Source organism: Comamonas sp. lk (genome assembly GCF_900564145.1).
Classification (GTDB): Bacteria; Pseudomonadota; Gammaproteobacteria; order Burkholderiales; family Burkholderiaceae_C; genus Comamonas.
In genome coordinates, this window is record NZ_UOOB01000001.1 from 1124224 (window position 1) to 1144647 (window position 20424).

The following is a 20424-nucleotide window of genomic DNA, read 5'->3' on the forward strand; positions in this document are numbered from 1 at the left end:
CCCATAATAATCGAAGCCAATACCACATAGTTCAAAGATCGCTCTGCATGCCTGAGTTGCCCGAAGTCGAGGTCACACGCCGCTCTTTTGCGGATCGTATCGCGGGCGCGCGCATCGTGTCGGCCACCATGGGCAAGCCTTTGCGCTGGCCGCTGGGCATGGAGGCCGATGCGCTCGGGGGGCGGCAAGTGCTGGCCGTTCGCCGCCGCGGCAAATATCTGCTGCTGGATTTGAGCGAGGGGCTGTTGCTGGTTCATCTGGGCATGTCGGGCAGCTTGCGCTTTGCGGGTCTGGAGGAAGCGGCCCTGGGCGAGGCGGGCAAGCATGATCACTTTGATTTGCAGACCACGCGGGGTTTGCTGCGGCTGCATGATCCGCGCCGCTTTGGCGCCGTGGTCTATGTGCCCAGCCAGCAAGATGCGTTGGCGCGCAAGTTGCTGGACCACCTGGGCATGGAGCCGCTGGAAGCCAGCTTTACCTTCGAGGCTTTTCGCGAGGGGCTGTCCGCCAGACGCACGCCCATCAAGCAGCTGCTGCTCAGCGGCAGCGTGGTGGTGGGGGTGGGCAATATCTATGCGTCCGAGGTGCTGTTCATCGCCGGCATTGCACCCACCATGCCGGCGCGTGAAGTGGGGCCGCGCAAGCTGCGCGCACTGCATGAAGCCATTCGCGTGGTGCTGGCTCAGGCGGTTGAGCAAGGCGGAACCACGCTGCGCGATTTTTCTGCTGCCAACGGCATGGAAGGGCATTTTCAGCTACAGGCCAAGGTTTATGGCCGCGACGGCCTGCCATGTACGAAGTGTGGATCTCCCATTCAGTTACTGCGCCAGGGTCAGCGCAGCACGTTTTACTGCGCGCGTTGCCAGAAAGCCTGAAGAACTATCAAAACAGAAGCAGTCTGCGCTGTATCAGCAATGGTTTTGATAGAAATATCATCAATAATCTATGCCGATAGAGCGGTATGCGCTCTCAATTGATGAGTGTCAGACGAAAGTCACAAAACGCTGCCTATCCGTCGCCTGTGGCGCACATGCGCCAAAGCCGGGTTCGCCGCCTTGAGGCGCGCCCTTGTGGCGATGCTATATTTTGTGCAAAGAGGGTGCGACTGTGCCCGTCTCCGGGATGCACGCAGTCCCTGATAAATAAAGCCTGAGAGCGGGGGATAACGTGGAATCTTCATTCAACGAGCAGTTTGACCAATACGGCATCTGGCGCAGAGGTTTTGCCCAGCAGTTGAATGCTCTGCGTGAATGGCTGTCGGGGCAAGACCTGCTGGATTTTGCCGTGCAGCAGCGTCTGCAGCGCCTGGAGGCCCAGGTGCGCAGCGACAAGCTCATGGTCGCCTTTGTAGCCGAGTTCTCGCGCGGCAAGTCCGAGCTCATCAACGCCATCTTCTTCGCCCATTACGGTCGCCGCCTCATGCCCGCCAGCGCAGGTCGCACCACCATGTGCCCGGCGGAGCTGGGCTGGGAGTCGGACGCCAGACCTTCGCTGCGGCTGTTGCCCATCGATACCCGCGAATCCATGGAAAGCCTGGCCCAGTGGCGCATGCGCACCGATGCCTGGGTGGAGTACCCGCTGGATGTGGCCAATGCCGAGCAGATTGCCGACACGCTGTCCAAGGTGGCCGAGGTGCGCAAGGCCTCTGTGGCGCAGGCGCGGGCCTGGGGCTTCTGGCATGACGAAGATGCCGACGACAACCCCTTGCAGGATGCCGAGGGCTGGGTGGAAGTTCCCATGTGGCGCCATGCGCTGATCAACATGCCCCATCCCCTGCTGCGCCAGGGGCTGGTGATTCTGGATACCCCGGGCCTGAATGCCGTGGGTGCCGAGCCCGAGCTGACCGTCAATCTCATCCCCCAGGCCCATGCCGTGGTCTTTGTGCTGGGAGCGGATACGGGTGTCACCAAATCCGATCTGGCCATCTGGCGCGAGCATGTGCTGCCCGCCGGTGGTGAGGCCCTGGTGGAGTCGCGCCTGGTGGTACTCAACAAGGTCGATACCCTGTGGGACAGCCTGAGCACGGGCTCGCAGGTGCAGGCACAGGTGCGCCGTCAGTGCGAGGAATCCGCCCGGATGCTGGGCGTGCCGTTGGAGCGCGTGCTGCCCGTGTCTGCCCAGAAGGGCCTGGTTGCCAAGGTGGGCGACAACGCAGCTTTGCTGCAGGCCAGCGGTCTGTCCGCATTCGAACAACTGCTGGCCAGCGGCATCATGGGCCAGCGCCAGAAGGTGTTGCAGGCAGCCGTGGCGGCGAATGTGCAGCAACTGCGTACCGAGGTGGAGCGCGTCATCAACATCCGTCGCGGCGATCTGGACGATCAGGGGGCCGAGCTGCGCAATTTGCGCGGCAAGAACGCCACAGTGATTGCCAGCATGCGTGGCCGTATCGAAAACGAGCAGCGGGAGTTCGACAGCAGCGCGGCCAAGATTCACGCCTTGCGCACGGTGCAGATGCGCATGCTCAAGGACTTGTTTCAGCTGTTGAGTTCGGGCACGCTGCAAAAGGAGCTGGGCGAGCTCAAGGATGCGCTGGACCAGCGCGGCTTCAAGCTCGGTGCTCGCAAGATCTACACCGAAACCTTTGAGCGCCTGCATGCCGTCTCTGACCAGGCGCACAAGCAGGCGGCCGATGTGCAGTCCATGCTCAGTGCCACTTTCAAGGAGCTGAACGCCGAGTTCGGCTTTTCGCTGCAGAGCCCGCCTCCCATGCTGCTGGCGGAATTCACCGATGATTTGCGCAACATCGAGTCCAGCTACACCCAATACCTGGGCTTTGGCAACGCGCTCAAGCTCAGCAGCAGCGCTTTTTCCCAGCGCCTGATCAAGGCCCTGGCCATGCGCTTGCGCACCGTGTTCGAGTCGGCTGCCAACGATGTGGATTTGTGGAGCAAGTCCGTGACGGCGCCACTGGACGCGCAGCTGCGTGAACGCAAGCGCAGTTTTTCGCGCAGGCTGGAGGCCATAGACCGCATACAGCATGCGGCCACGGGTCTGGAGGAGCGCATAGGTGAGATAGAAGCGGCAGAATCCAGGCTTGATGTTCTGCAAGCGCAACTGGCCAAGGCTTCGGTCAGCTTGCTGTCTCCGCTCGATGAAGAGCATGTACCGGCGCAGGCGACCGTGCCGGACATTTCCCTGGTAGCTTGAAATCTTGACTCTCCCCTCCATTGCCACGGCCGTGGTGCAGTGGCAGGCCTCCCATGGCCGCAACCACCTGCCCTGGCAGCAAACCCGTGATCCTTACCGTGTCTGGCTGTCTGAAATCATGTTGCAACAGACCCAGGTCAGCACCGTGCTGGGCTACTACCAGCGCTTTCTGGACGCCTTCCCGGATGTAGCCAGTCTGGCTGCTGCCCCCCAGGATGCGGTGCTGGCGCTGTGGAGCGGTCTGGGCTATTACAGCCGCGCCCGCAATCTGCACAAATGCGCTCAGACCGTGGTGGATCAATGGGGCGGGGCGTTTCCGCAAACCGCCGAAGAGCTGGTCAGCTTGCCCGGAATCGGTCGCTCCACCGCAGGTGCGATTGCGTCTTTCTGTTTTTCGCAGCGGGTGCCGATTCTGGATGCCAATGTGCGGCGCGTACTCACGCGGGTGCTGGCATTCGATGGCGATCTGGCACAGGCCAAGAATGAGCGCCTGCTCTGGGAGCATGCACAGCAGCTTTGCCCCACCAGCGATCTGCAGCAGTCCATGCCGCGCTACACCCAGGGCATGATGGATCTGGGGGCCAGCATCTGCATTCCGCGCAAGCCCGGCTGCCTGGTCTGTCCGCTGCATTCCGAATGCAGGGCGGGGCGTGCAGGCAACCCCGAGAGCTATCCGGTGCGCACACGCAAGGTCAAGCGCTCCTCGGAATCCTGGTGGTTGCTGATTGCCATGGATCAGGATCAGCGCGTCTGGCTGCAAAAGCGTCCGCAGTCCGGCATCTGGGCGGGTTTATACAGCACGCCGGTGTTTGACAGCTTTGAAGCGCTGCAGCGCTCGGTGCATCTGAACTGGCCGGCCAGAGAGAGCCAGGACTGGCATGAGATGCCTGCTTTTTTGCATGTGCTCACCCACAAGGATTTGCATCTGCATCCGGTGTTGGTGCCCATGAATAAAGCGCATACGGCTATGGTTTCTGAAGTCAACGATGCGTGTTGGGCCGATGCTGCCGCCTGGGCCGATCTGGGCTTGCCGGCGCCGATACGCAAGCTGCTGGATGCTGAAATTCAGCCGCTTTGAGCTTTGAGTTTTCAAAAAAAGGTGACGCACGCGTCACCTTTTTCTTTTCTGCAGCTGCTAGAAACGCATGCGGGGCATGACCATGGAGCACCTCAGCTGCAGCAGCGCCAGCCAAAGTGCCCGGGCCTGAGGGCTGCAGCGCCTGGCTTGTATCTGCCGGCCGGCACTGACCACTTGCTGCCTGATGCTTTGTTGGGCCTCGCGGTTGCCGCTGGCCTGAGCCGCCTGCCAAAGCTGCAGGTATTGGGCAATGCTTTGCTGGCTGTCAGGGTCGAGCAGGTGCTGGGCAGAGACGGTCAGCACGGCCTGAACATGGGCTGTTTGCAGCGATGGGGTGCTCATGCCAGCTCCTCGGGTGTGTAGTCCTGCTCGGTGGTCTGGCTTTTACTCGGTGCGCGGGTTGGTGCAGCGTTGTCTGAACCATTGCGGCCGAAGGCATACCAGTCCACGTGGCGGGTAAAGATCATGACCAGAGCCAGCACGGCAAACAGAGCAATCGATCCTACGACCAGCGCGGTCTGCTCCAGCTGCAGCAGCACATACAACAAAGCGTAGAGCGTGGAGATGGCCAGCGCAAACGGCAGTCCGCGTTTGACGCTGCCCAGAATATGGCTGGCGTAGAACGCCAGCAGTGCCACGCAGGCGCTGGCGGCAATCACATAGGAGGTGGCAAAGCCCAGGTGTTCGGACAGGCTGATCAGCAGCAGGAAGAAGCTGCACAGCGCAGAGCCCACCAGCAGGTACTGCACGGCGTGAACGCGCAGCTGCTTCATGACCTCGAACAGACCCACGGCGACAAAGGTCAGCACCACAAACAAAACACCGTATTTGGTGGCACGCTCGCTGAGGGAGTAGACGTTGACGGGGTTCACAAACTCCGTGCTCATGGATTCAAGACAGGGCCCGCTGTTGTCACGGGCTGCTTCGGCTGAGGTGTAGGTCATGCCCTCGCTGCGGTAGCTTCCGCTGCAGAGATTTTGCTGGCGGGTGAACGCCTGGCGTGCGGAAGACGCTAGCGAGGACAGTTCCCAGCTGGCGGTAAAGCCGCTGTCCGTGATTTCACGGCGAGTGGGCAAGAAACTGCCGCCAAACGAGGGGTGAGGCCAGTCGGCAGTGAGCGTGACCTTGCTTTCGGTGGCAATGGGGGTGAAAGCCAGATTCTCCGTGCCCACCAGTTGCAGCTTCATGTTCACATTGAGCGGTTCGCCTTTCTTGAGGATGGCCGGCATCACCTCCGCCTGAATGCCTTTGCTATAGCGGTTCAGCGGGGTGCCCGACTCCACCGACAAATCCTTGCCATTGGCTTCTATGCTGGCGCTGCGGATGCCGCGCGGATCGGAAAGTGCGAAGGCCAGATTGACTTCCTGGCAGCGCACGACGGCATGGGGCTCGCTGGGCTTGGGTGTTTCCAGATACTGAGCGGCATTGCTGAAGCTGGCGCTGACCTGGTCATGCAGTACATAGGCGTTCACATGATGCAGCCCGCGCGAGCGCTCTTCCATATGGGCGCTGGCATCGTGGCGCAGATCGTCTGGCAGCAGCAGGCGCTGGAATTCGCGTGTGGTGTATTCCACTTTTTTCCCGTTGCTGGTGCTGGTGGTTTCGGTGCAGTTCTGCACCAGCGCAGGACCAATAAGAGTTTGTGATCCCGCCAGGCTGGCCACCACGCTCTGGACAGCATAGTCCCGGTTGCGGATGCGGTCTTGAACCACATCCTGGATCATGGAAAGGCCTGCCATGAGCAGGGCCAGCACTATCAGCAAAGAAGCTGTCTTGAGCAGCAAACGGTTCTTCATCAAAGCTCCCGGTGGATGATTTCGGGAGCAGTTTCCAAGGCGTCTGTGAGCCGGGTAAGAAGTGTGTGAAGTCTGTGTGAAGTGGGCCGCAAAAGCGCCGAAAAACTTCAGTGCGCGAGCTTGCCGCTGGGAAAACTCAGCGTGACGGACAGACCGGGTGAGGTGTTGCGGATCTGCATGCTGCCGCCATGCAAATGCATGATGCGCAGCACGATGGACAGGCCCAGGCCGGTACCGCTGCGCTCGCCATTGGGGCGGGGGGTGGTGAAAAACCGTTCACCCAGACGGCTCAATAACTGGGGTGAAACGCCGGGCCCCTGGTCATTGATGCTAATGGCCGACGGTGCAAGCCGTATGAGGATCTGGCTTTGTGCGGGAGCGAAATCCATTGCGTTCTGCAACAAGTTGCTGATGGCCAGCACCAGCAGGCCTTGCTCCCACGGGCCGTGGCTGTCTTCGCCTTCCAGCACCATGGTAATGCCGCGCTGACTGGCGCTGCTGGCTATTTGATCCATGGCTTGCTTGGCGCAGGCTTTCAGGCTGCAGCGGCTTTGCGCATGCAGCTGCTGGCGTTGCTCCAGGCGGCTCAGTTGCAGCAACTGATCGACCAGGTTTTGCAGGCGCTGGCACTGGTCCAGCACCTGCTGGGCAAACATCTCTCTATCCTGAGGTGGAAGCTCTTCCAGCAGCAATTCGCCTGCCCCGCGAATGGCTGCGACCGGGCTTTTGAGTTCGTGCGTGAGGGCGCGCACATAGCCTTCTATATAGTCCCGTCCTTCCAGGCGCTTGCGCATATTGTCCATGGCCTGGGCCAGATCGCCCAGCTCACCAGGCATGGACGGCACGGCGGCCGGTGTTGCCGGCAGGGCATTGTGGGCGGCTTCGTTGAGCGTGGGAGCCTGCACCTGCTGCGCATAGCTGCGCAGGCGCCGAACGTGGATCACAAACCACCAGGTCACACCGCAGCCCACCGCAGCGGAAAGCAGCACAAACAGCAGGCCGCCGCGCAGGATCTTGCGTTCCGCGCTATCGATGATTTTCTGCACCGAGCGGGCGGGCTTGGAAGTGGAGAGCACGCCGGCAATATGCCCGTTCACCAGAATGGGGGCGGAGACATACATCACGCTGCTGCCCTCATCGTCTTGTACTTCGCGCGTAGTGCGGGCGCCGTACTCGCCGCGCAGCGTCAGGTAGACATCACGCCAGCGCGAGTAGTTGCTGCCCTCGTCTTTGCCCAGGGAATCAAACAGCACCAGCCCCTGTTTGTCGGCCACGGTGATGCGCATGTCCAGACTGCTTTTCTTGGCATCCCAGATGCGGACCTGCACCGGCTGTTGGTTATAGGCTTGCAACTGCCGGGCAAAGCGGCTGTTTTGTCCATTTTGCAGATCGCCGCTGGCCATGTCTTCGCTGGCCAGAGCGGCCAGGGCATAGGCCGCTTCCACCAAGGTGTCTTCGGTGACCTTGCGCACACTGGGCCTGATCTCCACCATGAAAACGCGCAACACAAAGAAGGCGGCCAGCCCGTTGATCAGGAAGAAGGCAAAGAACAGGCGCAGGCCCAGGCGCATGATGCTCAGGCAGGCAGGCTCAGGCTGTAGCCCAGACCGCGGTGCGTGGTGATGACTTCCTGTGTGGGTAAATGTTCGCGCAGCTTGGCGCGCAGGGTCTTGACGTGGGTGTCCACCGTGCGATCCGTGCTTTCGCTGTCCAGCCCCCAGATTTGCTCCAGCAGGAAATCACGACTCAGAATGCGGCCGGGGCGTTCCATCAGGCATTGCAGCAGCTGATATTCGCGCCGGGTCAGATCCAGCGCCGTGGCATGAATCAGTGCCCGTTGGCCTTGCTCATCTATTTGAAGTGAGTACGCAGGCTGGACGGGCGCTTGGGGCTGAAACTGCCTTGAACGACGTAGCAGCGCGCGGGTGCGAGCCAGCAGTTCGCGCGGGCTGAAGGGCTTGCACAGATAGTCGTCGGCTCCCAACTCCAGACCCAGCACCCTGTCCATTTCCTCGCCGCGGGCGCTCAGCACCAGCACCGGTACAAATGAACCTGCGGCGCGCAATTCGCGGCACCAGTCCAGACCGTTGCCATCGGGCAGGCCGACATCCATCAGCAGGACGTCAAAGCGTTGCAGGCTCCATTGCTCCCGGGCATCGGCGATCAGCAGGCTGTGCGTGACCGCAATGCCTTCGCGCTCCAAGGCATAGCAAACGGTGCGGGCAATGGCCGGGTCGTCTTCCAGCAGCAGCAACCGTGGGGCGCCGCCTGGGGCTGGCTGTAGGGGCGCAGGGCTTGGCATGCAAGAGTCCGGCCGCTTATTTTTCCGCCGGGGCTGGGCTCAGATACTGCGTCGCCAGATCCAGGAACCTGCCGCGAAAATCCAGGCAACGGTGTCTGCGCAATGTGGGCCAGCGCTTTTCGAAATGCCTGGCCAAAGCCTCCACCAGAAACACGGAGCGGTGCTGGCCGCCTGTGCAACCAATGCCTACGGTCACATAGCTGCGATGGTCTTGCGCCATCAAAGGCAGCCAACGGTCCAGAAAACACTCTATGTCCTGCTGCATCTGCCGCACTTGCTGTTGGCCGTGCAGATAGTCAGCCACCGGCTTGTCCAGTCCGGTCAAGGGACGCAGGTCTTGCTCATAGTGGGGGTTGGGCAGCATGCGCACGTCGAACACATAGTCAGAGTCTGTGGGCAGACCGTGCTTGAAGCCAAATGACTGAAATACCAGCGTCATCTGTCCCATAGGTACGGCGATGACCTGTTTGACATAGCTTTGCAGCTGGGCAGATTTGAGATCGCTGGTGTCCAGCACCATGGATTTGTCACGCAGCTCGGCCAGCAGCTCGCGTTCTTTTTCTATGCCTTGCTCGAGTGCCAGATGCTCGTCTGCAATCCTATCCTGCGACAAAGGGTGCTTGCGGCGAGTTTCCGAGAAGCGGCGCACCAGCGTGCTGGTGGATGCGTCGAGAAAGATCAGGTGCGGCACCAGGCCCTGCTGCTGCAGGCGTTGCAGTTGCGCCGGCAACTGCGGCAGGCCTTGGGCGCTGCGGGCATCCATGGCAACGGCCACCTTGTTGCTGTGGTGCTTGAGTTCGACAAACGATTGAAACAGCTCGGGCGGAAGATTGTCCACGCAGTAATAGCCGGCATCCTCCAGAGCGTGCAGGGCCACGGATTTTCCCGATCCGGACATGCCGCTGATCAGAACAATCTCCAAAGACATGACTCAATCTCCCTTGACCTTGCTAGATGCTTTACGCGCCACATGAGAGGCTGCGGTCTTGGCGACTTTGGCACGCGCAGCCGGTGCCTGGCCCAATCTTGCCACGGCCAGCATTTCTCTGGCATGGGCCATGGTTGCATCGGAAATCAGCTCGCCCCCCAGCATGCGTGCCAGCTCGCTTTCTCTGTCTGCACCAGACAAAGGAGCCACGCTGCTGATGGTGGTGTTGTTCTTGGGCTTTTTGGCCACCAGATAGTGCTGATCCGCATAGGCTGCGACCTGAGGCAAATGGGTGACGGCCAGCACCTGGCGCGAGTGGCCCAGCGAGTGCATGAGGCGGCCCACGGTTTCCGCGACCGCTCCGCCCACGCCGGAATCCACTTCGTCAAATATCAAGGTGGCCGCTTCGCCCAGTTCGCTGGTGGTGACCGCAATGGCCAGGGAAATACGTGACAGCTCACCGCCCGAGGCGACCTTGGCAATCGGCTTGGGCGTGGCTCCCGGATGACCGGCCACCAGAAAGTTGACGCTGTCCGTGCCCGCCGGGGTGGCGGATTCGGCTGTGTCCAGCTGGACTTCAAACAGCCCGCCTTTCATGCCCAGGCTCTGCATGGATTGGGTGATGGCGCGCGACAGGCGCGGCGCAGCAAGCGCCCGCTGCTGAGAAATGGTGCGCGCAAGATTCAGATACTGCTGGTGGGCCGCTTGCTCGCTGGAGCGCAAACCCTCCACATCGACGGCTGCATCGAGCTGGCGCAGCTCCTGCCTCCAGCTTTCCAGCAGAGCCGGCAATTCTTCAGGAGTGCGCTTGTAGCGGCGCGCCAGTTGCATCCACATCGACAGGCGCTGATCGAGATCGGCCAGCAGCTCGGGGTCCAGGTCGGCGCGGCGCAAATAGGTTTGCAGAGAATGGCGCGCGTCTTGCAGCTGAGCGACGCAAGAGCTCAACACATCGGCAATGCTTTGAAATTCGGGCTCCAGGTGCTCCTGGCCCTGTAGCAGATGATGGGCCCGGTTCAATGGAGTTGCGGCGCCGGCTTCGTCATCTTCCAGCATCTGCAAGCCCGCTTGTGCCGTATCCATCAGCGTCTGCGCGTGTGACAGGCGGGTGTGCTGGGCATTGAGTTCATCCCATTCATCGGCCTGGGGCGAGAGCTTGTCCAGCTCCGAGATCTGCCACTGCAGGCGCTCGCGTTCGCGCTGTAGGTTGTCTTGAGCCGCAACAGCTTGCTCCAAGGCGTGAAGGGTCTCGCGCCAGGCCTGCCACAGCAGTTTGAGCTCTGCCGTGCTGATGCTGCCGTAGGTGTCCAGCATGGCGCGGGCCGCATCGGGGCGTGTCAGGCTTTGCCAGGCGTGCTGGCCATGAATGTCCAGCAACTGCTCGCCCAGGTGGCGCAGCTGCGTGGCCGTGGCGGGCGTGCCGTTGATCCAGGCGCGGCTGCGCCCCTGGCTGTCTATGGTTCGGCGCAGCAGCAGTGCGTCTTCAGCGGCAAAGCCGGCCTCCTCGAGCCATGGCACCAGCCGGGGCGGGCTATCAAATTCCGCACAGATATCGGCAAGACTGCAACCTTCGCGGACCACATCGGCATCGGCCCTGGCTCCCAGCACCAGTTGCAGAGCATCGATCAGAATGGATTTGCCGGCACCGGTTTCGCCGGTCAATACGGTAAAGCCGCTTTGCCAGTCCAGATCCAACGCCTGGACGATGACAAAATCACGCAGAACAATGCGCTTCAAAGCCATTCAGGCGCCTCCTTCATTCCAGCCCAGTTTTTTGCGCAAGGTGTCGAAATAGCTCCAGTCCTTGGGGTGCAGAAAGCGCACGCTGTGGTCGGCGCGTTTGACCAGGATGCGATCGCCGTGCTGCAAGGAGGCCAGCGACTGCATATCGAAATTGGCGCTGATATCGCGCCCGGCAACGACTTCAATCGTCACTTCTTGCGAGTCCGAAAGAACAATCGGGCGGTTCGAGAGGTTGTGAGGCGCAATCGGCACCATGACCCAGGCCGGAATCGATGGATGCAGCATGGGCCCGCCCGCCGAGAGCGCATAGGCGGTGGAACCGGTGGGAGTGGCGACGATCAAGCCGTCGGCACGTTGGTTAGACACGAACTTGCCGCCCACTTCGACCCGAAGCTCGACCATGCCGGAGGTCGACCCGCGGTTGACCACGACATCATTCATGGCCAGCGCTTCAAACACACAATGGTCATCGCGCATGACCCTGGCCTGCATCAGCGGGCGTTCGTCTTCCTCATACTCGCCTTGCAGCATGGGAGTGATGGTGGATTCAAAATCTTCCAGCGCAATATCGGTCACAAAACCCAGGCGACCGCCATTGATGCCGATCAGCGGAGTACCGTATTTGGCAAGATGGCGGCCGGCACCGAGCATGGTGCCGTCGCCGCCCACCACAAGGCCCAGGTCGCAATGCTGGCCCAGGCCGTCGACATCCATGCAGGGGTAATCGGTCAGGCCCGCATGAATGGCAGACTGTGTATCCAGAATGACGTCACAACCGAGACTGCGTAAATACGTGGCAATCCGGCCCAGTGCATGGCTGGCACTTTCGGATGGTGCACCGGCACTGGGTGCGTGGTACTTGCCGATCAAGGCAACATGGCGAAACGTGGATGTCATTTGGGAAATTACATCATTAAAATCAAAGCATGCTCGAAGAACGTGCCAAGTTATTGCTCAAAGCGCTGATCGAGCGTTATATCGCCGACGGTCAACCGGTGGGGTCGCGCACCCTTTCCAGGGCTTCTGGCCTTGAATTGTCGCCTGCCACCATACGCAACGTGATGGCAGACCTGGAGGAGTTGGGGTTGATCATCAGCCCTCACACCTCGGCCGGCCGTGTTCCCACGGCCAGAGGTTATCGCCTGTTCGTGGACACCATGTTGACAGCGGACCGTTCAGGGATTGTGACGCCTGAACTGATGCCAGAGCAACCGCAAAAAGTGATTGCCAATGCGGCCAATCTGCTGTCCAGTCTCTCCCAGTTTGTGGGCGTGGTGATGGTGCCGCGCCGCAGCTCCGTGTTCAAACACATAGAGTTTGTGCGTTTGTCCGAGCGGCGTTTTCTCGTCATCATCGTCTCGCCCGAAGGCGATGTGCAAAACCGTGTCATCTTCACCGATGTGGACTACAGCGCTTCGCAGCTGATTGAAGCGGCCAACTTCCTCAATCGCCACTATGCCGGCCTTGCCATGGAAGATGTGCGTTCGCGCATTCAGACCGAGGTGGAACAGTTGCGCGGGGAGGTTGCCACCCTCATGCAGGCGGCAGTGGATGTGAGCGCCGAGGTGATGAGTGCCAATGACCAGGAGGATGTGGTCATTGCGGGCGAGCGCAATCTGCTGTCTGTCAGCGATTTCTCCAGCGATATGGGCAATTTGCGCCGGGCATTTGACCTGTTTGAACAGAAAACCCAGATTTTGCGCCTGCTGGATTTTTCCAATCAGGCTGAAGGCGTGCGCATCTACATAGGTGGTGAAAGCCAGACCGTGCCGTTTGAAGAGCTCTCAATAGTGAGTGCCCCCTATGAGCTTGATGGCAAGGTGGTAGGTACCTTGGGCGTGATCGGCCCCACACGCATGCATTACGACAAGATGATCCAGATTGTCGATATCACATCGAAACTTGTGAGCAATGCGCTCAGTCACAAGCGCTAGCCTCGTTAGGCCATACAATAGCGAGGTTTTTCCGGTTACAGCCCTAGGTTGTGGCGGGTGTTGGGGCGTTAGCTCAGTTGGTTAGAGCAGGGGACTCATAATCCCTTGGTCGTCGGTTCAAGTCCGCCACGCCCTACCAAGACAGATAAGAAAGCCTGCTATTTAAACGTAGCAGGCTTTTTGCTTTTCCACTTTGCGCAGCCTGGGCACAGGCAAAAGGCTGAGCTTTCTATCCTTGGCCAATAGGCTGCCGTCCGCCTGCCTGTTGGGGGCGACAGCGTCTGCGTCATCGCAGGCACGCCTCCTTAATGATGTTGCAGGCTGCCCCCGCGCCGGCAGTGCACCGGGGCGAGGGCAGTCATGGCATGCGCCGATTTGCCGAATGAAAGTCGCGAACCCATTGCGGCGCTGGCTCGGAGGGCAGTGGACTGCGCCGCAAGGATGCGATCAGAGATCAGCGTGCGATCTTCTACACCTCGCCCATTGCGGGATCGCTGACCGTGTGTTTCCCGGTTTCCACGCGACCTGCAAAGCGTCGGTAGTAGAAGGCATCGCTATCGCAGGTCACGGCAAAGTCATACCAGTGTCCGCTGCTCTCCAGCTCCCAGTGCTGCTCGGCGCTGGCGCCGGCTGCAACCTTCACCGTCCACGGGCCATCCGTGCGATAGGCCATGGGCGTGATGGTGAACACGGACGACTGGCCGCCCTTGTTCATCAGATCCAGATAAACATTGCCATTGGCGATGTCGTAGCAGACGCGAATCTCAGGTGCGGCCTGTGTGCCGGCGAGGCGGTTCAAGTCGCCCTTGAAGTGGCGATGAAAGCCGTTGGGGCCCAGCACCCAGAGGTCGTACTTGCCGAAGTTGTCGCGCGCAGCATCCCAGGTGTCGGATAGCGTCTTGCCTGCTTCCACCATATAGCGGCGCGGATTGCGGTCAAGTTTCTGGCGGTCGTAGACATGGAAGACTGCAGCCTGTGAGCCGGTATTCGCAAACAGCAACTCCACCTGGCCGCTGGCCTGGCAGCGTGCACTGGCATGCAGCTCGTAAGGCAGGGCGCGCGACGGACGTGTGCCGGCGGCCTGCAGCGGTTGCTGCATGTCGCGCGGCACGGGCACGGCCGGCAGCTTTTGCTGATCGGCACGCAGCTTGTCCGCCGCATCGCGCGTGGAGCGTCCGCCCAGTGTGGGCAAGGTCTCGTTGTTCGGTGTCTTGAAGTTGAAAGTGCTGCTCAGATCACCGCATACCGCACGGCGGAAGGGGCTGATATTCGGTTCGCTCACGCCAAAGCGGGCCTCGAGAAAGCGCAGCACCGAAGTGTGGTCGAACACTTGCGAGTTGACCCAACCGCCGCGGCTCCATGGCGAGATGACGTAGAGCGGAACACGCGGCCCGGGGCCATAGACACGGCCGTCCGCAGCGGGCTGGCTGCCGCTGCCTGCCGGCGCACCATGGGTGAAGTACTCGGCTTGCAAGTCCGCGTCGGCCAGCGTGGTCTTGCCGGCATAAGTCTTGTCAGGGTTCTGTGATGGTGCGGATGGCGACGGTACGTGGTCGAAGTAGCCGTCGTTCTCATCAAAGTTGATCAGCAGGACGGTCTTGCTCCAGACATCAGGATTGGCTGTCAGTGCATCCATGACTTCCTGCAGAAACCAGGCGCCCTGAACCGGGCTCGATGGCCCGGGATGCTCGCAGTAGATCGACGGTGCGTTGACCCACGACACCTGCGGCAGCGTGCCCTCGCGAATGTCGCGCTTGAAGGCGTCGAGATACTCCTCGGGCTTGTTGCCGGGCAGAGTGTTGGCCACACCTTTATACAGAGGGTTGGCAGCGTTGTCGGCGCTTGCGTCGTAGGCGTGATAAGGCAGTGCCTGGCTGGTGTTCGAATAGGGCGATCCCGGCGCGCCGCCGCTGGAGACCGGAAAGCCCGATGCCAGATTGGCGCGACGGAAGGTCTGGAATGCACCCAGCATGTTGTCGCCCCATTCGTCCGGCATGTTCTGGTAGCTGATCCAGCTGATCTTGGCTTCTTCCAGGCGCTCTGCGTAGGTCTTCCATGTGTAGCCGATGTTGGCATCACTGGGCACGCCGTTGATCGCATCCCATTCGTTGTTCACAAAGGCCACGCTTTGCGGCATTGCGCCGTTGGTGCCTGTCATGTGGAACGAACGGTTGGCATCAGTGCCGGTGTGCATGGCGCAGTGATAGGCGTCGCAGATCGTGAAGGCATTGGCCAGCGCGAATTGGTAGGGGATCTCCTGCTCCTTGAAGTAGCCCATCGACGTATCGGTCTTGGCTACCGGCCAGCGCGACATGCGGCCGTTGTCCCAGGCCTGCTGGCTGTCCGCCCAGGAATGAGGCGTACCGGATACCCGCTGCGCATTGTTGGCCGTGCCGTCCAAGTGGTAGGGCGTGATGACCGTGCCGTTGCTGCGCTCTTGCTGCCAGACTTTGCGGCCATTGGGAACGGGAATGGTCATTCTGTCGCCAAAGCCTCGCACGCCTTTGAGCGTGCCGAAGTAGTGGTCGAACGAGCGGTTTTCCTGCATCAGGATCACCACATGCTGCACGTCCATGATGGTGCCGGTGACGTTGTTGGCGGGAATGGCCAGAGCGCGGCGAATACTGGGTGGAAAGGCTGCCATGGCAGCGGCGGAAAAGGCGGCATTCTTGCCGGCCTGCAGTAAGTTGCGGCGCGAGATCATGATGTGGTCGTGAAGATTGGAAAGTTCAGGGTGCGCAGCGCAACTCCGGCTTGACCGGTTGGGAGGGATCGGGGGCGGGTTTTTGTGGCGGAGCAACGGGTTGCTCGTCATCGTTGCCGCCACAGGCGGTCAGAGCGATGGCTGTCAGGCAAGCGAGGGTCAGTGCCTTGATCAAACGCATGTGCGACATGGAGTCCTTTGCATTGGGAAGCGATGTACTGTTGAAAGTCCGCAATGCTAGAAATCGAGCGTGTCATGGCGATGACGGTTGTGTGGCACAACATGCGCAGTGATGGAGCTGCGGCTCAAACACAGCGACCGGTGTTAGTCGCTTGTCCGTGGAGTGCGTAGACATGGCTTGCAGACTTTTTTCCGGTGTTTTGGAAAAAAGTGCTCAGTTCGATCTGAGGGCGTATTTCCTGCTGTTAGAATACATCGTATTGCGGCTGTAGCTCAGCTGGATAGAGTACTTGGCTACGAACCAAGGGGTCGTGGGTTCGATTCCTGCCAGCCGCACCAAAACGACAAGCCTCAGAACTGAAAAGTTCTGAGGCTTTTTCGTTTGCCGCTTTCCGTTGGGCCGCGAGAGAAGTTCAGACCTTGGGGATGAGCAAGGTAAAGGTGCTGCCTTCACCTGATGTGCTGACAATTTGCAGCTGGCCCTCGTGGCGCGTGGCCACCGTGCGTACAAAGGCCAGACCCAGGCCCACGCCGCTCATGCGCTGATGCTGCTCAAGGCGCTCGAACGGGCGGCTCAGGCGAGCCAGCGATGCGGCATCCATGCCGGGGCCATAATCGCGCACGGCAAAGCCCCAGTAGCTGTCCTGCTGCACGATGCTGCATTCCACGACGGCCGTGGCTTTGGCGTCGTCGGCTTGGCCGTATTTGATGGCGTTGGTGAGCAAATTGATGAGGGCTCGCTGCAGCAGACCAGGATCGCCTTGGACCATGGCTTCGGTTTCGGGCAGGGAAAACTGTAGATCGACTTTTTGCTGGCGGGCCTGAGTCCAGCAGTCCGAAACCGCTTGATCGGCGAGCAGACTCAGATCCAGAGCCTCTTGGCGGTAACTTTGCTGTTGGGCGCGAGCGAGGTGCACAAAGTCATCGGCCAGTTGCAGCGATGCGTGGGCATAGTTTTCGATGCGCGGCAGCAGGTCGGCGCCGGCCGAGGCGTCAGGCAAAGAGCGCTGCATTTCCAGCAAGGTGATGATGGAGCCTATGGGTGCACGTATATCGTGCGAGATGAACTGCATGGCCTGGTCGCGCTGGGCCTGGGCACTGCGCAGATCGCTGATATCGACCAGCGTGATCAACCAGCCGGAAGTGGCTGCCGTCTCAAAAGCCTGGGCGAGCAGCATCAGGTGGCGTCCTTGCGCATCCTTGCCTTCCACATGCTTGGGCAGTTGCTTGTGCTGCAGGGCCTCGCGGGTGAGCAGTGCTGCTGCGTTGCGGCTGTCGTCGTCCCCGCTGGAGCGCAGGTTGGAGAGCAGTGCAATCACATCTTCGCCGGGCTGAAGCTCAGCCCCCAGGCTCTGGGCATAGGCATGTGCGGCGGCATTGGCCAGCAGCAGCGAGCCATTGGCATCACAGACAAAAGTGGCCGAAGGCAGCTGGCGCAGGCTTTCGCTCACAAAGTGGTGCAGTGCGCGCAACTGGCGCGAGGCCTGCTCCACAGCGGCAATGCGCTGATCCAGCACATCGCGTGTGAAAGCAGTAGAGGTGGCCACTGGCAGGCCCTGACCCTGCAGATCGTGCAACTCCATGGCCAGAAATCTGGCGGCGGCGCGAAGGCGCAGCCAGCTCCACAGCGGGTAGGCCAGTGCCAGGCCTAGCAGGGCCGCCGCCGGGGCGGTCTGTACCTGTGCCCAGCGCGGCGCCAACCCCGCAACCAGCAAACTCCAGACGGCCAGGCCCAAACAGGCAATCAGGCCGCCGGATGGGCCCACCCACGCCAGTGCCAACAAGCCCAGCAGCACGGGCAGCAGATTGAGCAGGCGGTTGAGTACCGGCGTGGCGGGTTCCAGATGGGTGCCTTGCAGCACGCCGCTGAGCATATGGCCGAGCATCTCCACATTCGAGACCAGGCGAGCATCCATGCCCAGCGGGGCGGTGAACTTCTCGCCCAGCCCGGCCGCCGTAGCGCCGATCAGCACATATTTGCCGCGAAACGTGGCTGCCGGAATGTCGCCGCGCAACACATCGATATAGGAGTAAGTGACAAAAGGGGAATGCTGCTGGCGGTCTGAAGCTGCGCTGCCAAAGGTGATGACCTGCGCATTCTGGCGATACCAGCTGGAGCCCGCTTGTGTAGGTGAGGCGGCTGCCGTGAGAGCGGGATTCGCGCAGGCGCGGCCGGTTTCGCCCACGCAGTGCAGACTCAAAGCCATATGCCACCACTGCTGCGTGGCATCGCCTTCCTGGGTGAAAAAGCGCCGTACCACGCCATCGTCGTCCACGGGCAGCTGGGTGTGGCCCAGCGCTGCAGCTGCGCGGCTAAAGCTTTGCAGCGGCGGCATGGCCTGACCCTGGCCGCTGCGGGTGACGGGCAGCACTACCTTGCCGCTGTGCTGGAGCGCTTGCTGCAGCAGCAGATCGTCGCCGGGGTAGTCCTGATCTTCTTCGCTGAACACCACGTCCAGGCCGATGGCGCGGGGCTTGCCCTGGGCAATGCGCTCCAGCAATGCCGCATGTAGGGCTCGGCGCCAAGGCCAGCGGCCTATGGTGTCTACGCTGTTGTCGTCGATGGCAACAATGACGATGTCTGACGATGCGGGACGCTGGTGCAGCCAGGAAGAAGTGTCCTGTATCAGCCCGTTGATGCGGTCTAGCTGGCCGGGGCCGCTGAGCCAGTACACCAGGGCGAGTAAAAAAGCGCTGAGCAGCAACCAGTCGCGGCGCAGATTTTGGTGGCGTCGCTGCAGCGGGCTGGCAGGCGCAGAGATCGGGCGCTCAGCCATGCAGAGATGGCCGATGCACCATAAATTTGATAGTGAAAAGCGCCATCATTTGTTGGGCCTTAGTATCAAACATATCTGAAACCCAATGAAATCAAGCGCAAGCAGCTATGCATTTGCTGTCTACTGGCGGCTCAAGCGTGAGCCGTCTCCGGTGGTCAGCATCTGGCCGTCGCCTCCGGTGACCCAGTTGCCGGTCCGAAATTGGCTGGCGCTGGTGAAATTGCTAAGCAGGCCGTTGCTGTCCTGCACCTGCATCTGCAGGTAGTAGCTGCCCGCAGGCAGGGCTTCGGTGCTCCACTGGGGCTGATCAATCCAGGTATCGATCAGGGGCGCGGCAAAGCTGGGTTCCGTCGCCACGACCAGGCGGTAGCGCTGCCCTTCTTCACCAGCCCAGCGGATATTGCGGCTGCCTTCTCCGGCGCTGCCGCCCATTTGCAGCTCTGGCAGCTGAGGTGCTTGGGCCAGTTTCATGTTCTGAGCCGCAGCAAACGGGCCTTGATCGGTCTGACCGCTGCTCAAGGTGCGAATGCTGGCTGCGCGCCATTGATAGGCACCCAGGGGCAGCACGGCCAAGGCCTGGGCTGGCAATACACACTCCTTGAGATCCTTGGCATCGAGTACGGGAGCCGAAAAATCGGTGCCTGCGGCAGCGATCTGAATTCGGTAACCGGAAGCCTCTGTCACCTGGGTGCACTGCAGACCGCTTTGGCCCTTGCCTACCGTGCCGTCCTGGGCAGGTGCTTCATACAGCGGCGCAATGGGATGGGCCTTGACGCGCAGCGCATGCAGGCTGCGTGCGCCGGGAATGCCGCTGGCATCCAGTCCACGGATGGCGACCACATAGTCGCCATCTTCCACGCCCGTCAGGCGCAGCGGCGATTGGGTGAACTGGGCGCTGCGCACCACTTCGGTCAAGCTCTTGTCTTTGGCCAGTTGCACCTGATAGCGCACGGCGGCCACCTGTACCGGCAAGGGCAAGCTGACCCAGTTGGCATCTTCAGCCAAGGCGGGCCAACTGCTGATGTCAGGGGCTGGCAACATGCTGGTGATTTGGCCCAGCTGGCCTTTTTCGCTGACGGCAACACCTTGACCGGGGCGCAGCAAGGTGGAGGGCTGGCCTGACTGAACGGCGACCGATCCCTCATCCACTGCGGCCGTGGTGCCGCCTTGCGGATTGTTCTGCACCAGAAACTGCGTACCGCGCACGCTGGTGGAGGCTGCAGGGGTACGCACTTCAAAGCGGCGCTCACCATTGGCAAGTTTGGGTACGGAAATTTCCAGGCCGCCTTCGCGCAAATCCAGCACCGATTGCAGATTGCCGGCACGGCCTTTGCGGCGCATCTGGCGCAGCTGTACTTCGGATTCGGATTGCACGCGTACCAGAGAACCATCCGCCAGGCGGACCGAGACAAAGGCATCGGGTGCGATTTTGAGCAAATCGCCTTCTTGCAGCGACTGGCCTTTTTGTATGGCTTGCGCCGGGCCAAGGTCTTGCGCGCTGGCCCCATCGCCGCTTGCTCCCAGATGGCTCAGTGAGCGCGCTGAACGCACATCGCCGCGCACGAATTCCACGGATGCGGAAGCCATGTGCATGAGACGGATGGGAATTTCCAGTACCGAGCCGGGAAGCAGGCGGTGAGGGTCGCCGACGCGATTATGGGTTTGCAGCGCCGACCAACGCTTGCGGTCGCCCAGATACTGGGCGGCAAGCTGCTCCAGCGTATCGCCGGCGACTACCTTGTGGGCGATGACATCACCGCCTCGGGGCATGGGCGTGATCTGCGCCAGAGCCACACCCGGGAGGGTCAAGCCGGCCATGCCCCATACGGCCCAGA

General features: G+C 61.1%; 15 protein-coding genes and 2 tRNA genes. 6 read left to right on the forward strand and 11 right to left on the reverse strand.

Features of this window, described 5'->3' with window-relative positions:
* The first annotated feature begins 47 nt into the window (after positions 1-47).
* The 3 genes from mutM (at position 48) to mutY (ending at position 4225) form a co-directional block, all read left to right on the forward strand.
* Positions 48-875 carry a bifunctional DNA-formamidopyrimidine glycosylase/DNA-(apurinic or apyrimidinic site) lyase gene (gene mutM / locus EAO39_RS05030; protein WP_120966442.1) on the forward strand — a complete coding sequence of 276 codons (828 nt, stop codon included), beginning with the start codon at positions 48-50 and terminating at the stop codon, positions 873-875.
* A 292-nt stretch (positions 876-1167) separates the two neighbouring features.
* Positions 1168-3147 (forward strand): dynamin family protein, encoded by a 1980-nt coding sequence (locus EAO39_RS05035; RefSeq protein WP_120966443.1) that lies wholly within the window; start codon positions 1168-1170, stop codon positions 3145-3147.
* A gap of 4 nt (positions 3148-3151) precedes the next feature.
* Entirely contained in the window at positions 3152-4225 is a 1074-nt protein-coding gene (mutY, locus tag EAO39_RS05040; protein WP_120966444.1) for an A/G-specific adenine glycosylase, read from the forward strand.
* A 57-nt stretch (positions 4226-4282) separates the two neighbouring features.
* Here the strand turns inward: mutY and EAO39_RS05045 are convergent, their stop codons facing one another.
* From EAO39_RS05045 to EAO39_RS05075, 7 genes are all read right to left on the reverse strand, one after another.
* Complete coding sequence (locus EAO39_RS05045; RefSeq protein ID WP_120966445.1) at positions 4283-4567, reverse strand: hypothetical protein; 285 nt, start codon at positions 4565-4567, stop codon at positions 4283-4285.
* The gene (creD, locus tag EAO39_RS05050; protein ID WP_120966446.1) at positions 4564-6021 is read right to left on the reverse strand and encodes a cell envelope integrity protein CreD; all 1458 of its coding nucleotides are present in this window, start codon (positions 6019-6021) and stop codon (positions 4564-4566) included. The genes EAO39_RS05045 and creD overlap by 4 nt, the downstream gene beginning before the upstream one ends.
* A 107-nt stretch (positions 6022-6128) precedes the next feature.
* Complete coding sequence (gene creC, locus EAO39_RS05055; RefSeq protein WP_120966447.1) at positions 6129-7592, reverse strand: two-component system sensor histidine kinase CreC; 1464 nt, start codon at positions 7590-7592, stop codon at positions 6129-6131.
* A gap of 5 nt (positions 7593-7597) precedes the next feature.
* Positions 7598-8323, reverse strand: coding sequence for a two-component system response regulator CreB (creB, locus tag EAO39_RS05060; RefSeq protein WP_120966448.1), 726 nt, complete (start codon positions 8321-8323; stop codon positions 7598-7600).
* Positions 8324-8339: 16 nt separating this feature from the next.
* Complete coding sequence (gene rapZ, locus EAO39_RS05065; protein ID WP_120966449.1) at positions 8340-9251, reverse strand: RNase adapter RapZ; 912 nt, start codon at positions 9249-9251, stop codon at positions 8340-8342.
* Between the two features lie 3 nt (positions 9252-9254).
* A complete protein-coding gene (gene recN, locus EAO39_RS05070) occupies positions 9255-10994 on the reverse strand; it encodes a DNA repair protein RecN (protein ID WP_120966450.1) in 1740 nt (579 codons plus the stop codon).
* A complete protein-coding gene (locus tag EAO39_RS05075; RefSeq protein ID WP_120966451.1) occupies positions 10995-11891 on the reverse strand; it encodes an NAD kinase in 897 nt (298 codons plus the stop codon).
* 29 nt (positions 11892-11920) lie between these two features.
* Here EAO39_RS05075 and hrcA point away from each other — a divergent pair, with 29 nt between their 5' ends.
* A complete protein-coding gene (hrcA, locus tag EAO39_RS05080) occupies positions 11921-12928 on the forward strand; it encodes a heat-inducible transcriptional repressor HrcA (protein WP_120966452.1) in 1008 nt (335 codons plus the stop codon).
* A gap of 62 nt (positions 12929-12990) precedes the next feature.
* Positions 12991-13067: transfer RNA gene (locus tag EAO39_RS05085), tRNA-Ile, on the forward strand.
* A 330-nt stretch (positions 13068-13397) separates the two neighbouring features.
* Here EAO39_RS05085 and EAO39_RS05090 read toward each other — a convergent pair.
* The gene (locus EAO39_RS05090; RefSeq protein ID WP_120966453.1) at positions 13398-15632 is read right to left on the reverse strand and encodes a phospholipase C, phosphocholine-specific; all 2235 of its coding nucleotides are present in this window, start codon (positions 15630-15632) and stop codon (positions 13398-13400) included.
* 25 nt (positions 15633-15657) lie between these two features.
* Positions 15658-15822 carry a hypothetical protein gene (locus tag EAO39_RS22450; protein WP_162989481.1) on the reverse strand — a complete coding sequence of 55 codons (165 nt, stop codon included), beginning with the start codon at positions 15820-15822 and terminating at the stop codon, positions 15658-15660.
* A 252-nt stretch (positions 15823-16074) separates the two neighbouring features.
* Between EAO39_RS22450 and EAO39_RS05095 the strand changes: the two genes are divergently transcribed.
* Positions 16075-16151 (forward strand) — tRNA-Arg (locus EAO39_RS05095).
* Between the two features lie 74 nt (positions 16152-16225).
* Here the strand turns inward: EAO39_RS05095 and EAO39_RS05100 are convergent.
* Entirely contained in the window at positions 16226-18589 is a 2364-nt protein-coding gene (locus EAO39_RS05100; RefSeq protein WP_120966454.1) for a CHASE2 domain-containing protein, read from the reverse strand.
* Positions 18590-18709: 120 nt separating this feature from the next.
* Positions 18710-20407 (reverse strand): FecR domain-containing protein, encoded by a 1698-nt coding sequence (locus EAO39_RS05105; RefSeq protein WP_120970702.1) that lies wholly within the window; start codon positions 20405-20407, stop codon positions 18710-18712.
* Between the last annotated feature and the right edge of the window lie 17 nt (positions 20408-20424).